The sequence below is a fragment of the Streptomyces sp. NPDC033131 genome, from assembly GCF_055578365.1.
This window is the reverse complement of sequence record NZ_JBVIPA010000006.1, coordinates 82,800-95,441: the sequence shown is the minus strand read 5'-3', so window position 1 is coordinate 95,441 and position 12,642 is coordinate 82,800. Positions and strand designations below refer to the sequence as shown.

Genomic DNA, 12,642 nt, shown 5'->3' with positions numbered 1-12,642 from the left:
CCTAGACTCTCTGGTGTGGTGAGCACCGACTGGAAGAGCGACCTCAGGCAGCGCGGCTACCGGCTGACGCCGCAGCGGCAGCTCGTGCTCGAAGCCGTGGACACGCTGGAACACGCGACCCCCGACGACATCCTCATCGAGGTGAGGAAGACCGCGTCGGGGGTCAACATCTCGACCGTGTACCGGACGCTGGAGCTCCTGGAGGAGCTCGGGCTGGTCAGCCATGCCCACCTCGGGCACGGTGCGCCGACGTACCACCTCGCGGACCGGCACCACCACATCCACCTGGTCTGCCGCGACTGCACGAACGTCATCGAGGCCGACATCTCGGTGGCGGCCGAGTTCACCGCCAAGCTCCGCGAGGAGTTCGGCTTCGAGACCGACATGAAGCACTTCGCGATCTTCGGCCGGTGCAAGGACTGTTCCCGCAGGGCCGACCAGAGTTCCGCGCTCAAGGGTTCAACTACCGAGTCGTAGGCTGGTCGTATGAAGAGCCCCCTGCTGTCCCTGTCCGGCGCCGTCCCCGCCGAGGGTGTGGACGAAGGCGTCGCCGCCCACTACGGCGACCTGTTCCGCGAACAGCGCGCCCTCGCCGGCGGCACCGGATTCGTCGATCTCTCGCACCGCGGGATCGTCACCGTCACCGGTGAGGACCGGCTGAGCTGGCTGCACCTGCTGCTCACCCAGCACGTCAGCGACCTGCCCACGGGGCAGGCCACCGAGGCGCTGATCCTGTCCGCGCACGGCCACATCGAGCACGCCCTGTACCTGGTGGACGACGGCGTGACGGTCTGGGCGCACGTCGAGCCCGGCACCCAGGACGCGCTGGTCGCCTACCTGGAGTCGATGAAGTTCTTCAACCGGGTCGAGGTCGCCGACCGCACCGCCGACTTCGCGGTCGTCCACCTGCCGGCCGGTTCCATCGCCGAGGTGCCCGAGGGCGTCGTGGTCCGCGAGACGGCGTACGGCCGTGATCTGTTCCTGCCGCGCGAGGACCTGGAGTCGTACGCCGAGAAGACCGGCCCCGCGGCCGGGATCCTGGCGTACGAGGCGCTGCGCGTCGAGCAGCACCGCCCCCGCCTCGGCTTCGAGACCGACCACCGCACCATCCCGCACGAACTGGGCTGGATCGGCACCGCGGTCCATCTCCAGAAGGGCTGCTACCGCGGCCAGGAGACCGTGGCCCGGGTGCAGAACCTCGGGAAGCCGCCGAGGAGGCTCGTCTTCCTGCACCTCGACGGCAGCGAGGTCTATCTCCCGGTCGCCGGCACGGACATCCGCCTCGCGGACGAGGGCCCCGAGGGCCGCAAGATCGGCTTCATCACGACGTCGGTGCGCCACCACGAGCTGGGGCCGGTCGCGCTGGCACTGGTGAAGCGGAACGTGCCGGTGGACGCCCGGCTGACGGCCGACACGACGGCCGCCGCCCAGGAAGTCGTCGTGGAGCCCTAGCGCAAGCCCTCGTTCAGATCTCGATCAGCACGGTGAACGGGCCGTCGTTCGTCAGCGACACCCGCATCTTCGCGCCGAAGCGGCCCGTCTCCACCGTCGCGCCCAGGGAACGCAGTTGGGCGACCACCTCGTCGACGAGCGGTTCGGCGACGTCGCCGGGGGCGGCGGCGTTCCAGGTGGGGCGGCGGCCCTTGCGGGCGTCGCCGTAGAGGGTGAACTGGCTGATGACGAGGAGCGGGGCGTCGAGGTCGCTGCACGACTTCTCGTCGGCCAGGACGCGGATCGACCACAGCTTGCGGGCGAGCTGGGCCGCCTTCTCCTTGGTGTCCTCGTGGGTCACGCCGACCAGGACGCACAGTCCCTCGCCGTCGATCTCCCCGACCGTCTCGCCGTCCACTCTCTGCACCACTGCACGCATACGACCATCATGCCGGGCGGCGGGCGGTGCTCCGCACGTGCCATTTTTTGATGCTTAACCGCCCATGTGGGGCCGTTCGGGGGCACTCGGTCACATAGCGGCCACTTGGGGTGGCACGATGCTTCCACATCCGGTCGAGGGGACGGTAGAGGCACATGAGCACACCGAGTATCGGGGGGCGGCTGGGAATTCAGCGGCCGCCCGTCCAACGCATGGGCAGTCCGCTGCCGCCCCCGGAGCCGACCGAACCCCACCTGTTGCTGCTGAGCCTGCCCGAGCTGCGCACCCTGCGCCGGGACGCCCAGCGGGACGAGGCCGACCTCAGTTACGTACGGCGGCTGCTCCAGGGCCGTATCGACATCCTGCGGGCGGAACTGGCCCGGCGGTCCCCCGCGGGGGCGGCGGCCGTCGTCGACCGGCTGTCGGAGATCCTCACCGACGCGCCCGCCCGGCACCGCTCCTCCGCCCGCCATGTGACGCTGGGCACCCCGTACAGCGAGGAGTACCGGCTGCTGGCCGCGGAGATGCTCGCCGAGGTCGAGCTGTCGGACCTGGCGGCGCGGACCGACCTGGAGCTGAACACCGCGATGGGCCGGCTGGTGCGGTACGAGCAGCAGGTGTCCCGGCGCCGGCAGCGGCTGCAGCGCACGGCCGACGACTGCAGTGCGGAGATCGCCCGCAGGTACCGTGTGGGGGAAGCGCAAGTCGACGATCTGCTCACCTGAGGCGGCGGCCGGACCGGTGATCCCGGGGCCCGCTGTCGGGGCGGGTCACCTGATCTCCGGAGGCCACCGCCGATGTCCGAGTCCCGTTCCGCCGCTCTGCCTGCCATACCGCCCGTCCTCGCCGAGGTGGTGCGCTCCGGGTTCGTCGAAGGGCGGCACCGGGGCAGTCTGGTCCTGCTGGACGCGGACGGGTCGGTGGAACTGGCGCTCGGCGACGTGACGTCCCCGGTCTTCCCGCGCTCCTCCAACAAGCCCATGCAGGCGGCGGGCGTACTGCGGGCGGGCCTGGACCTCGCGGGCGAGCGTCTGGCGCTGGCCGCGGCCAGCCACTCCGGGGAGCCCTTCCACCGCGACCTGGTCCAGAAGATGCTGGACGAGCACGGGCTGAGCGAGGCCTCGCTCCAGTGCCCGCCGGACCTGCCGCTGGACGCCGAGGAGCGGGAGACCTACCTCGCGTCGGGCGCCGTGCGCTCCCGCGTGACCATGAACTGCTCCGGCAAGCACACGGCGATGCTGGCGGTGTGCGCGCTGCGCGGCTGGCCGCTGGAGACGTATCTCGAGCCCGGTCATCCGCTGCAGCGGATCATCCACACAGTGGTGGAGGAGGCGGCCGGCGAGGAGGTGGCCGCGGTGGGCACGGACGGCTGCGGGGCGCCCCTGATGGCGATCAGTCTGACCGGCCTGGCCCGCGCCTACCGCACCTTCGTCCTGGCCGACCCCGGCACGGCGGAACGCCGGGTCGCGGACGCCATGCGCACCCACCCCGAGTACGTCGCCGGCACCCGCCGCCCCGACACCTGGCTGATGCGCGAGGTCCCCGGCACCCTCTCCAAGATGGGCGCGGAGGCGGTCCAGGCAGTCGCCCTGCCGGACGGACGCGCCCTCGCCTTCAAGGTGGAGGACGGCGGCAGCCGAGCCCTGGGGCCGGTACTGGGGCGGGCGCTGCACCTCATGGGCGTGGACGCGCCGGTGGCGGAGCGCATCGGGCGGGCGCCGCTGGAGGGCGGGGGCTGGGTGGTGGGGGAGATCCGGGCGGCGTTCTGACGGGCGGAACGGTTGCGCCGCGGGGGGTTTCCCTGGGGGGTTCCTGAGGGTGGGGGTCTGCGGGTGGGGCTTCCTGGGGGAGTTTTCGCAGGGCTCAGGCGGGTGGCTGGGCCGGGCCTACCCTGGCCGAGTTCTGCGGGGCTTCCCAGGCCCCAGGCGTAGCCTCCCCGGCCGGGGTTTGCGCGGGTCTTCCCTGTCGGCGTGCGGAGTCTCCTGGGTCGAGTTTTTTCGGGCGGGGTCTCCGAGTTCACAGGCGGGCGGTCTCCCGGGCGGGCTTCCGCGAGTTTTCCCTGGGCGGGTTGGGTCTTCCTGGGCGGGCCTCCCGAAGGCGGGGGTCCGCGGGTGGAGTCCCCTGGGCCGGGTCTGCGGGCGGGTCTCCCGGGCGGGCTTCCGCGCGTCTTCCCGGGCGGGGGCCTCCGCGGGCGGGGGCGGCGCACGTGGAGGCCCCCCGGCGGGGCCTTTCCGGGAGGAGTCGCGCCAGGGGCTTTCCCAGGTGGGGGCTTCCCGGCCAGAGGGCCTCCGAGGTGGCGAGTAAATTCCGAGACACCTCACAGGCGGGCGCCTACCGTGACTGCATGAGCAGCCCGCACTCCGCCATCGACGTCCGGCCCATCACCGAGTCCGAGTTCCCCGACTGGATCCGCGCGGTGAACACCGGCTTCCTGCGCGAGCCCATCCCCTCCGAGTCCGAGCTCGAAGCCCGTCGGGCCCAGTTCGAGAGCGGCGACGCCGGGCGCTACCTCGGCGCCTTCGACAACGGCCGGTGCGTCGCCACCTTCAAGTCCTTCACCCAGGAACTCACGGCCGTCGGTGGCGCGGCCGTCCCCGCCAACGCCGTCACCGGCGTCACGGTCACCGCCACCCACCGCCGCCGCGGCCTGCTCACCCGCCTGATGGCGCAGGACCTGGCGGCCGCGAAGGAGCGCGGTGACGTCGTCGCCACCCTGATCGCCGCCGAGTACCAGATCTACGGCCGCTACGGCTTCGGCCCCGCCACCTGGATGACCGAGTGGACGGTCGACGTCCCGCGCACCGGCCTGGACCCCCGCCGCTCCGGCAGTCCCGAGGACGGCGGCCGAATCGACCTCGTGGACGGCGAGGACGTCCGCAAGCTCGGTCCCGAACTCCACGAGCGGGTACGCCGCGCCCAGCCCGGCGCCGTCAGCCGCAACGAGATGTGGTGGCGGGTCAACACCGGTGTCGTCCGGTTCGAGCCGTCCTGGCGGGAGCCGCACTACGCGGTGTACCGCTCGGCGCACGGCGAGGTGGAGGGCCTGGTCTCGTACGCGGCCGACGACAACTGGCACGGCAAGCTGCCGCACGACACGGTGTCCGTGCAGTGGCTGCTCGCGGCGACCCCGGCCGCCGAGCGCGCCCTGTGGCGCTACCTCTGCTCGATCGACTGGGTCACGAAGGTGAAGAGCGGCTGGCGGGCCCCCGACGACCTGCTTCCGTTCGTCCTGCCGAACCCCAGGGCGGCCACGGCCACCACACAGGGCGACTGGCTGTGGGTGCGGATCCTGGACGTCGTACGGGCGCTGGAGGCGCGGACGTACGAGGGGGAGGGTTCACTCGTGCTCGAGGTGGCCGACGGTGACGGGCTGACCGGCGGGCGGTACCGGCTGGACGCGTCGGAGGCGGGCGCCTCCTGCACGCCGACACGGCAGAACGCCGATCTCACGCTCGACGTCGGTGACCTGGCGGCCCTGTGGCTGGGCGACGAGTCCGCGGTGCGGCTGGCGGCGCTGGGCCGGGTCCGGGAAGGACGAGCGGGCGCCGGCCGGTCGGCCGACGCCCTGCTGCGTACGTCCAGGCGCCCTTGGTGCCCGGACATGTTCTGAGACCTCCCTTCCGCCGACGACCGCGCTGATTGCTGCGTGCTGCCTGCTCTTGTGGTGCTTGCTCTGCATCCGTAGCGAGCTGTGAAGTTGTGACTGTGCTGAGCATGTTCAGTTGTGGCTGTGCTCGGTGGTGACGGTGTTCAGTTGTGGCTGTGCAGACCGACCGGGCTCCCGGCTCCCCTCCGGAGGAGAGCCCGATCAGCCGGACTGGGCGAGCAGCATCACGAGGATCACGGCGCCGATGCCGCCGATCGCGGCGCTCTTGGTCTTGACGCCTACGGTGAGAGCGACGAAGGCGACGATGCCCATCGCGCCCAGCTTCCACTGGACGAGCGCTTCGAAGCCGACCGCGAGGGCGGCGATGACGAGGGCGATGAGCGGCATGGCGGTCCCCCCTGTTTTCGGGACGGTGGCCAACCTTGTGGAAGTTTGACCATGTTGCTCAAGTTGGCGACCAACTTCACTGTACTTCTCTCCACTTGGAAGCGACTCATAACCACCTTTCCTTGAACTGCCCAAAGATGGCGGGAAGTTGTAGTGTTTGGTCGTGGACCCGAAACACCCCGCCGTCAATGGGCGGAAGAGGTCACAGCGGCCACAGAGGACACATCGCGAGGTGGCCGACGAGCTGCGTGCCCGGATCCGGTCCGGGGCACTGCGGCCGGGCCAGCGCATGCCCACCCAGGCGAGGCTCGCCGACGAGTTCGGGGTCGAGCGGGGGGTCGTACGGCAGGCTCTGCACATCCTGCAGTCGGAGCGCCTGCTGACCAACGTTTCCAAGGGCAGCCCGGCGACCGTGGCTCCCGACCTGGGCACGGGTGGGGCGCCGACCGGGCCCGGGGCCCCGCCGCTTCCCACCACGGCGGCCCTCGCCCCCCGTATCGCGGCCGCCTTCGCGGCGCCGCACGTCGAGATCGACGCCCTCTGCCTGACCTCGGTCTCCCTCACGCTCGCCATCGGTGAGCCGCTGCGCCAGATCCACGCCGGGGAGCTGAAACCGGCCAAGATCGACGTCCGGGTGCTGCTGCCGAGCCGGGACATCGACCTCGCCTTCCCGGTCCCGGTCGAGGACCACGGCTACGGTCCGCCGGTCCAGAAGCGCTGGCTGGCCCACCGCAACGCCCAGGGCCAGGTGCTGAGGCACAACCTGCTGGCCCTGCGCACCACCCACGGCATCGACGTGCACGTCTCCTTCCGCGCGCTGCCCTTCACTCCGCCCGTGAAGCTGTACCTGTTCAACGGAGAGGAGGCCCTCTTCGCGTACTACACGCTGACGCGGCGCGCGGCGGAGTTCGACCACGAGCAACTGGAGATGTACGACGCCGAGGGCACCCGGTCGATGCTGTTCGCCTTCGCGCAGGGCGCCGGCCTGCGCGACACGACGTTCGTGGAACAGTCCCACCTGTGGTTCAACGCACTGTGGGAGACGATCAGTTCGGAGCTGCTGCTCACGAGCTGATGTCTCCCACAGTGGCTGATCGGGGTACCGGTCGCTCATGCGAGGACGCGGGTTCGCTCACAGGGCGGGCCGGGTGACCAGCAACGCGAGCATGACCGCCCCGACGGAGCTGACGGCCGGGCTCTTGGCCTTGATGCCTACGGTGAGCAGCAGCAGGCCGATGATGCCGGCGATGCCGTACTTCCACTGGACGGTCTGCTCGACGCCGACGACGAACACGGCACAGAGGAGGGCGAGGACAGGCACGGTGGTTCCCCCTTCGGGCTTCCGGGGCGGGACGGACGGATCAGGAGGCAAAACTTCCGCCAACTCGAAGGAAGTTGGCAACCAACTATGGTTATGTTGTCCCCACTTGGCAGCTATCCATAAACAACTTTCAAACAACTCCCCACAGATGGATCGAAGTTGTAGCGTTTGGTCGTGACCCAGGAGAACGTGGCAGTGAACGGCAGCAGAAGGCTCTCCCCCCAGGAAATCGCCGACATCCTGCGCGAACGCATCCGCGTGGGTGACCTCAAGGCGGGTCAGCGCCTCCCCACCCAGGCGGAACTCGCCGACGAGTTCAGCGTGGAGCGGGGCACCGTGCGACAGGCCCTGCGGGTGCTCCAGGAGGACGGGCTGCTCAGCAACGTGAGCAAGGGGAGTCCGCCGCGGATCGCGGAGGTCACCCCGGCCAGCGAGGAGCCCCAGCCGACCATGGTCGGGCTGGCCTCCCGCCTCACGGCGGCCTTCTCCGTGCCCGAGGTGCGCATCGACGCGGCGTGCCTCACGGCCGAGTCGCTGATGCTGGCCCTGGGAGAGCCGATCCGCCATATCCACGAGGGCCGCATCCGCCCCCGTACCATCGACGCCCGCATCCTCCTGCCGTCCCGGGACATCACCCTGGCCTTCCCGGTCCAGGTCGACGGCGGCGGCGACGACGATCCGGTCCACCAGCGCTGGCTGGACATGCGCAACGCCCAGGGGCACGTCCTGCGCCACAACCTCCGGGCCCTGCGCTCCTCGCACGGCATCGACGTGCGCATCTCCTTCCGCGCCCTGCCGTTCACCCCGCCGGTGAAGCTGTACCTCCTCAACGGCACGGAGGCGCTCATGGCGTACTACATGGTCACGCGCCGCGAGGAGCCCTCGGACCACGGAACCCTCGACATGTACGACGTCCTGGGCACCGAATCCCTCCTCTTCTCCTTCGACAGCGCGGCCGGCCCGCGGGACGCCGCATTTGTGGAGGAATCCCAGAAGTGGTTCGACGCCCTCTGGGAAACCATCACGACGGACCTGACACTCTCCTAGTGACTTCTGATACGACGCAGACTGATCAGGCGACAGCGGAGACGGACGACGAGACCGAGAACCTGCGTGAACTGATCACGGGTGCTCGGGTCGTGCTGTGGGACTTCGACGGGCCGATCTGCCGCCTGTTCGCGGGGCATTCGGCGGATCGGGTGGCGGTGGACCTCGTGGGGTGGCTCGAAGGGCGGGGCCTGCACGGCCTGTTGAGCGAGTCCGAACGCAAGTCCCTCGATCCGCATATCGTTCTGCGGGCCGTCGACCGCAGACACCCCGGCAGCGATCTGGTCGACGAGTTGGAGGAACGTCTCACCCAGGAGGAACTGCGGGCCACCCCCTCGGCGATGCCCACACCGTATGCGGACCCGCTGATACGCACCTGGATGGCGGTGGGCTCCCGGCTGGCGATCGCCACGAACAACTCCCCCCGGGTGGTGCGCACCTACCTGGCAGGCCGCGGCCTCACCTCGTGCTTCGCCCCGCACATCTACGGCCGCACCCAGGAACTCAACCGCCTCAAGCCGGATCCGCACTGCCTGAACCGGGCTCTGAACGCGATGGGCTCGGCACCCTCGACGGCACTGATGATCGGCGACACCCCCTCGGACCTGCTCGCCGCCAATGAGGCCGGCGTTCCGTTTCTGGGCTACGCGCGTAATGAGCACAAGGAAAAGCTTCTGAGGGACGCGGGCGCGACGGCGGTCGTCGACTCGCTGAAATCCGTGCTCGACCTTATCCGCGCTCAGGCCTGAGTCATCAGCAGCGCGAAGACCACGGCGGCCCCAACGGCGAGTCCGCCACGGCGCGCCCTTATGCCCACGCCGATCAGGAACAGGAGCACCACACCGACGGCACCGAGCTTCGCCTGCGCCAGCAAGCCCAGGGAGAGCTCGCAGAGTCCTGTGAGTACGTGGAACACGAGCATGTCCATCCACCTCCCTTCCGCTTCCGATGAAGTGCCTCAGCCAGCCGTCCAATTGGACTGCCTTGCTTGAATCTGGTCTGCCCCGTCCGATTGATCCCTTAACCAACAGGCCAATGCGAGCGTCCAGTTGGACAGTGATTGGTTTGGAGGTGGAGTGGAAGCGGTACGGTCCACACGTGGATGCACACCAGACCGGCGAGGGCGGTGGCAGGGAGTTCCAGCGGGTCGCCGACGAGTTGCGCGCGCGGATGACGGACGGGACGTATCCCCTTCGTTCCTTTCTGCCGTCACAACGCGACCTGGCCGAGGAACTGGGAGTCTCCCGGGACACCGTGCAGCGGGCGCTGCGGGAACTGGCCGACGAGGGCTGGGTCGAGTCACGGCGGGGCAGCGGGTCCCGGGTGGTCAAGACTCAGCGCATACAGTCCTCGGCGGCCAAGGCCACCAGATCGCGACACGGTATGACGCTGGGACCCCTCATCAGTGAGGCCTTCGAACAGGACGAAGTCACCCTGGACGTCTATACGCTGACGTCCGAATCCCTTGACGCGCACATCCGGCTCCAGGTGGAGCGCATCCGGAGCGGCGCCATCACGCCCCAGCACATCGCCCTGCGCATGCTCCTGCCGGACGTGACGCTGCCGCTGCCCTACCCGCGCGTCAAGAACGACAAGAACGACCCGCGTCTGCGGGAGCGTCTGCGCACGATCACCGAGTTGCACACGGAGTCACTCGAGGGGTTGCTGAGAGATCTGCAGACCGAAGGGCTGGTGCCGTTCGTCGACGTACAGATCCGTCACGCGCCGTTGACCCCGGCCTTCAAGCTCTACCTGTTCAACGGCGTCGAGGCACTGCACGGGCCGTACGAAGTGATCGAGCGCAAGATCGTGCTGGACTCCGGCGAGGTCACCGCGCTCGACGTTCTGGGCTTCGGTGCCACCCTCACCCACCACGTGAAGAAGGACGGGGACGCGAACTCGCCGGGCACCGTCTTCGTCGACAGCATGCAGAAGTGGTTCGACTCGGTCTGGGACCTGCTCTCCGAATAGCGGGGTCTGGTCGAGGATGGGTCCGGGGGCTTGCTAGCATGCCCCGCACACTGAGCAAACGCTCGCCTTCGTCCGTATGAACGGCCAACAGGCCAACCACGAGCGACGTCGAACGGCTGGGCACGGACCTCGCGCGGAAGAGTGGCAAACCACCCGTTGTGGCCACGTCGGCGTCGCTCCGTCATGCGTGACTCTCGACGCGAGCTTACGGTTTGCCATAGCTTCCCCCTTCTCGTACCCGGAGCAGCCAGTGGGCGCACTTCTCGATCCCCGTCCTGTCGGGGAGCGCGCCACGCTCGACGACACCTACCAAGCCTTCGTGGGATGGGCTGCCGCGGAGGGCCAGTCGGCGAGCGGGTACCACAACCAGAACTACGTTCTGCCCCTGACGGAACCCATGGCGCGCGCGCTCCGGCGTCCGGTCGGCACGTCCGTCACCGTTCGGATCCGGCGCAGCGACGTGCTCCCCGTGGTGATCAGGACCTGGCAGGACGAGGGGGAGATCCTCGCCGCGATCAAGGGGGTCCTGCCGCACGTGCCGGAGTGCCTCGTCCAGCGGGAACACTTCGCGATCCACAGCCATGTGGAAGGGGTACCGCTCTCCGCCGTCTGTGCGAACGGAAAGCCGGTCGACACTCTGCTCATCAAGGCGCTGGCAGGCCTGCTCGCCCAGATGACCCAGGTGCGGCGCGGGGCGCTGCCGGCACTGCCGTCGGTCTGGCCGCGCAACGACACCGACAGCCAGGGGTTCCTGCGGACCCTCGCACACCTGGCGGACCGGCAGATCAGGCGGCCCAACCGGGCGGTCTTCGGAGGGCTGTTCGCGTCGCTCGGCATTCCCGAGGATGCCCTGCTCCGGCTGGCCGAACGGGTCCCCGCCATGGCCCGGCGACCGTACAGCCTCCTCCACGCCGACCTGCACCGCGACAACCTGATCGTGTCGTACGGCGGTGCTCCGCCGCTCATCTGCGTCGACTGGGAGCTGGCGACCTACGGCGACCCCCTGCACGACCTCGCGACCCATCTGGTGCGCATGCAGTACCCGCCGCACCAGTGGGACGAGGTGGTCGAGGCGTGGGCGGAGGCCATGCAACGTACTCGTCCCGCCGCCGTGAACGGCCTGGCCCGGGACCTGCGCCACTACGTCGCCTTCGAGCGGGCGCAGTCCGTCTACCCGGACGTGATGCGGGCCGCACGGTTCCTGGAGGAGACCCGCACCCAGAAGAGCTTGAACGAGGCGACAGCGGAGGTGCGCCGCGCCCTCGAAGCGGCCGCGGAGCCGTTGCGACTCACCAACCTGCCGGGCGAGCTGGAGATCGAGCGGGCTCTGTTCCGGTGGCTGACGTCCCGCAGCGGTGGTTCCTACGACGGTCAGGGACGCCTCGTACAGACCTTCCGCTGGGAGCCGGACCGGCGTCTTCCCGAGCATCCGGACTTTCCCGTCTCCGCCGTGCGGGAGGCCCTGGTGGCTGAGGGGGCCGCTCCTGCGGGCCGCGTGTTCAAGGGGACCGCGCACCTCAACACCGTGGTCCGGGTGCCGAGCATCGACTTTCCCGTGGTCGTGCGGCGCAAGCTGCCCGACGTCTGCCGCCGGGAGCGCAGTTTTCTCAGTGAACACGCGGTGCTGAGGGCCATCGAGCAGGCCGACATCGCCGTGGCGGCGCCGAGGGCCCTGGCCCTGGGCGAGAGCTATCCGAACGACCGCTTCGCCATCCACACCTACGTCGGACCGCGGGACATCGACAAGCCCCTCCGCCATCCGGAGCACGGGCTGCTGCCGCACGAGGCGGACGCGCTCGTCGATCAACTCTGCGCTCTGACACGCGTGAAGTACAAGCAGGTCGACCCGACATCCGGGGAAGGCAACTTCCACCACTGGCTGAGGGGTCAACTTGTCACCCTGGTCGGTGAGTTGCCGAAGGAGTCGCAGCAACTCGCCCGACTGCTCGGGCTGCCCGAAGCGGACCGCCTGCAGGCGATCCTGTCCCGGCACGAGGTGAGCCACCGAAAGCCGGCCCTGCTGCACGGCGACCTGAACCCGTGGAACCTGGTCCGGCGGGACGACCTTCTGGCGTTGACCATCATCGACTGGGAGATGGCCCTGGTCGGCGATCCGCTCTACGACCTGGTCCGGCACATGCACCTCACCCCGACGCGACCGGAGATCCGGGACCGGATGTTCCGTCGCTGGGAGAAGAAACTGCCGCCCGAGTACACGCGCGACTGGCGCCAGGACTGGCGTGTGTACCGCTGGATCGAGATCGTCCGGTCCGCGTACATCGACCTCGACCGCATCGTGACAGGCGCGAGCCTGGACGCCCCCAACGTCAAGCGGGCGGTCGACTCCTACGCCGTGACCCTGGCGGTGGCCACGGGTTCCCTCGGCCTTCCGGTCCGCCCGACGGCGAACCCCCATCTTGCCCGGGCCCTGTCCTAGCG

The 12,642-nt window shown here is 69.6% G+C and carries 14 protein-coding genes; 10 read left to right on the top strand and 4 right to left on the bottom strand.

Features of this window, described 5'->3' with window-relative positions:
- The first annotated feature begins 15 nt into the window (after positions 1 to 15).
- Positions 16 to 477 (top strand): Fur family transcriptional regulator, encoded by a 462-nt coding sequence (locus ACZ5XS_RS10750; RefSeq protein WP_217237029.1) that lies wholly within the window; start codon positions 16 to 18, stop codon positions 475 to 477.
- Positions 478 to 486: 9 nt separating this feature from the next.
- Positions 487 to 1,452, top strand: coding sequence for a CAF17-like 4Fe-4S cluster assembly/insertion protein YgfZ (gene ygfZ / locus ACZ5XS_RS10745; protein WP_468649849.1), 966 nt, complete (start codon positions 487 to 489; stop codon positions 1,450 to 1,452).
- Between the two features lie 13 nt (positions 1,453 to 1,465).
- Here ygfZ and dtd read toward each other — a convergent pair whose 3' ends face one another.
- Positions 1,466 to 1,870: a D-aminoacyl-tRNA deacylase gene (gene dtd, locus ACZ5XS_RS10740; protein ID WP_468649847.1), complete on the bottom strand. Its 405-nt coding sequence runs from the start codon at positions 1,868 to 1,870 to the stop codon at positions 1,466 to 1,468.
- A 155-nt stretch (positions 1,871 to 2,025) separates the two neighbouring features.
- On the opposite strand from dtd, the gene ACZ5XS_RS10735 reads away from it, so the two are divergent.
- The 3 genes from ACZ5XS_RS10735 to ACZ5XS_RS10725 all read left to right on the top strand — a co-directional run bounded on the left by ACZ5XS_RS10735 (position 2,026) and on the right by ACZ5XS_RS10725 (position 5,480).
- Positions 2,026 to 2,595 carry an RsiG family protein gene (locus ACZ5XS_RS10735; protein ID WP_468649846.1) on the top strand — a complete coding sequence of 190 codons (570 nt, stop codon included), beginning with the start codon at positions 2,026 to 2,028 and terminating at the stop codon, positions 2,593 to 2,595.
- A 72-nt stretch (positions 2,596 to 2,667) separates the two neighbouring features.
- Positions 2,668 to 3,639, top strand: coding sequence for an asparaginase (locus ACZ5XS_RS10730; protein ID WP_468649844.1), 972 nt, complete (start codon positions 2,668 to 2,670; stop codon positions 3,637 to 3,639).
- A 575-nt stretch (positions 3,640 to 4,214) separates the two neighbouring features.
- A complete protein-coding gene (locus ACZ5XS_RS10725; protein ID WP_468649842.1) occupies positions 4,215 to 5,480 on the top strand; it encodes a GNAT family N-acetyltransferase in 1,266 nt (421 codons plus the stop codon).
- Positions 5,481 to 5,678: 198 nt separating this feature from the next.
- On the opposite strand, the gene ACZ5XS_RS10720 is transcribed toward ACZ5XS_RS10725, so the two are convergent.
- Positions 5,679 to 5,864 (bottom strand): hypothetical protein, encoded by a 186-nt coding sequence (locus ACZ5XS_RS10720; RefSeq protein ID WP_217237023.1) that lies wholly within the window; start codon positions 5,862 to 5,864, stop codon positions 5,679 to 5,681.
- A 157-nt stretch (positions 5,865 to 6,021) separates the two neighbouring features.
- On the opposite strand from ACZ5XS_RS10720, the gene ACZ5XS_RS10715 reads away from it, so the two are divergent.
- A complete protein-coding gene (locus ACZ5XS_RS10715; RefSeq protein WP_468649840.1) occupies positions 6,022 to 6,939 on the top strand; it encodes a winged helix-turn-helix domain-containing protein in 918 nt (305 codons plus the stop codon).
- A 57-nt stretch (positions 6,940 to 6,996) separates the two neighbouring features.
- On the opposite strand, the gene ACZ5XS_RS10710 is transcribed toward ACZ5XS_RS10715, so the two are convergent.
- Complete coding sequence (locus tag ACZ5XS_RS10710; RefSeq protein WP_217237021.1) at positions 6,997 to 7,185, bottom strand: hypothetical protein; 189 nt, start codon at positions 7,183 to 7,185, stop codon at positions 6,997 to 6,999.
- Between the two features lie 168 nt (positions 7,186 to 7,353).
- Here ACZ5XS_RS10710 and ACZ5XS_RS10705 point away from each other — a divergent pair, with 168 nt between their 5' ends.
- Together ACZ5XS_RS10705 and ACZ5XS_RS10700 are read left to right on the top strand one after the other, a co-directional pair.
- Positions 7,354 to 8,232 carry a GntR family transcriptional regulator gene (locus tag ACZ5XS_RS10705; RefSeq protein ID WP_468649838.1) on the top strand — a complete coding sequence of 293 codons (879 nt, stop codon included), beginning with the start codon at positions 7,354 to 7,356 and terminating at the stop codon, positions 8,230 to 8,232.
- Positions 8,232 to 8,981 (top strand): HAD family hydrolase, encoded by a 750-nt coding sequence (locus ACZ5XS_RS10700; RefSeq protein ID WP_468649836.1) that lies wholly within the window; start codon positions 8,232 to 8,234, stop codon positions 8,979 to 8,981. The genes ACZ5XS_RS10705 and ACZ5XS_RS10700 overlap by 1 nt, the downstream gene beginning before the upstream one ends.
- Here ACZ5XS_RS10700 and ACZ5XS_RS10695 read toward each other — a convergent pair.
- Positions 8,972 to 9,160, bottom strand: coding sequence for a hypothetical protein (locus tag ACZ5XS_RS10695; protein ID WP_468649834.1), 189 nt, complete (start codon positions 9,158 to 9,160; stop codon positions 8,972 to 8,974). The two genes, ACZ5XS_RS10700 and ACZ5XS_RS10695, sit on opposite strands and share 10 nt — an antisense overlap.
- 170 nt (positions 9,161 to 9,330) lie before the next feature.
- Here ACZ5XS_RS10695 and ACZ5XS_RS10690 point away from each other — a divergent pair, with 170 nt between their 5' ends.
- Positions 9,331 to 10,203 (top strand): winged helix-turn-helix domain-containing protein, encoded by an 873-nt coding sequence (locus ACZ5XS_RS10690; protein ID WP_468649832.1) that lies wholly within the window; start codon positions 9,331 to 9,333, stop codon positions 10,201 to 10,203.
- Between the two features lie 250 nt (positions 10,204 to 10,453).
- On the top strand, positions 10,454 to 12,640 hold the full coding sequence (locus ACZ5XS_RS10685) for a phosphotransferase (protein WP_468649830.1): 2,187 nt from the start codon (positions 10,454 to 10,456) through the stop codon (positions 12,638 to 12,640).
- The last annotated feature ends 2 nt before the right edge of the window (positions 12,641 to 12,642 follow it).

Excerpts from the sequence above, each read along its gene's own strand:
- ygfZ (WP_468649849.1), top strand. The coding sequence starts at position 487 with ATGAAGAGCCCCCTGCTGTCCCTGTCCGGCGCCGTCCCCGCCGAGGGT.
- dtd (WP_468649847.1), bottom strand. The coding sequence starts at position 1,870 with ATGCGTGCAGTGGTGCAGAGAGTGGACGGCGAGACGGTCGGGGAGATC.
- ACZ5XS_RS10735 (WP_468649846.1), top strand. The coding sequence starts at position 2,026 with ATGAGCACACCGAGTATCGGGGGGCGGCTGGGAATTCAGCGGCCGCCC.
- ACZ5XS_RS10730 (WP_468649844.1), top strand. The coding sequence starts at position 2,668 with ATGTCCGAGTCCCGTTCCGCCGCTCTGCCTGCCATACCGCCCGTCCTC.
- ACZ5XS_RS10725 (WP_468649842.1), top strand. The coding sequence starts at position 4,215 with ATGAGCAGCCCGCACTCCGCCATCGACGTCCGGCCCATCACCGAGTCC.
- ACZ5XS_RS10720 (WP_217237023.1), bottom strand. The coding sequence starts at position 5,864 with ATGCCGCTCATCGCCCTCGTCATCGCCGCCCTCGCGGTCGGCTTCGAA.
- ACZ5XS_RS10695 (WP_468649834.1), bottom strand. The coding sequence starts at position 9,160 with ATGGACATGCTCGTGTTCCACGTACTCACAGGACTCTGCGAGCTCTCC.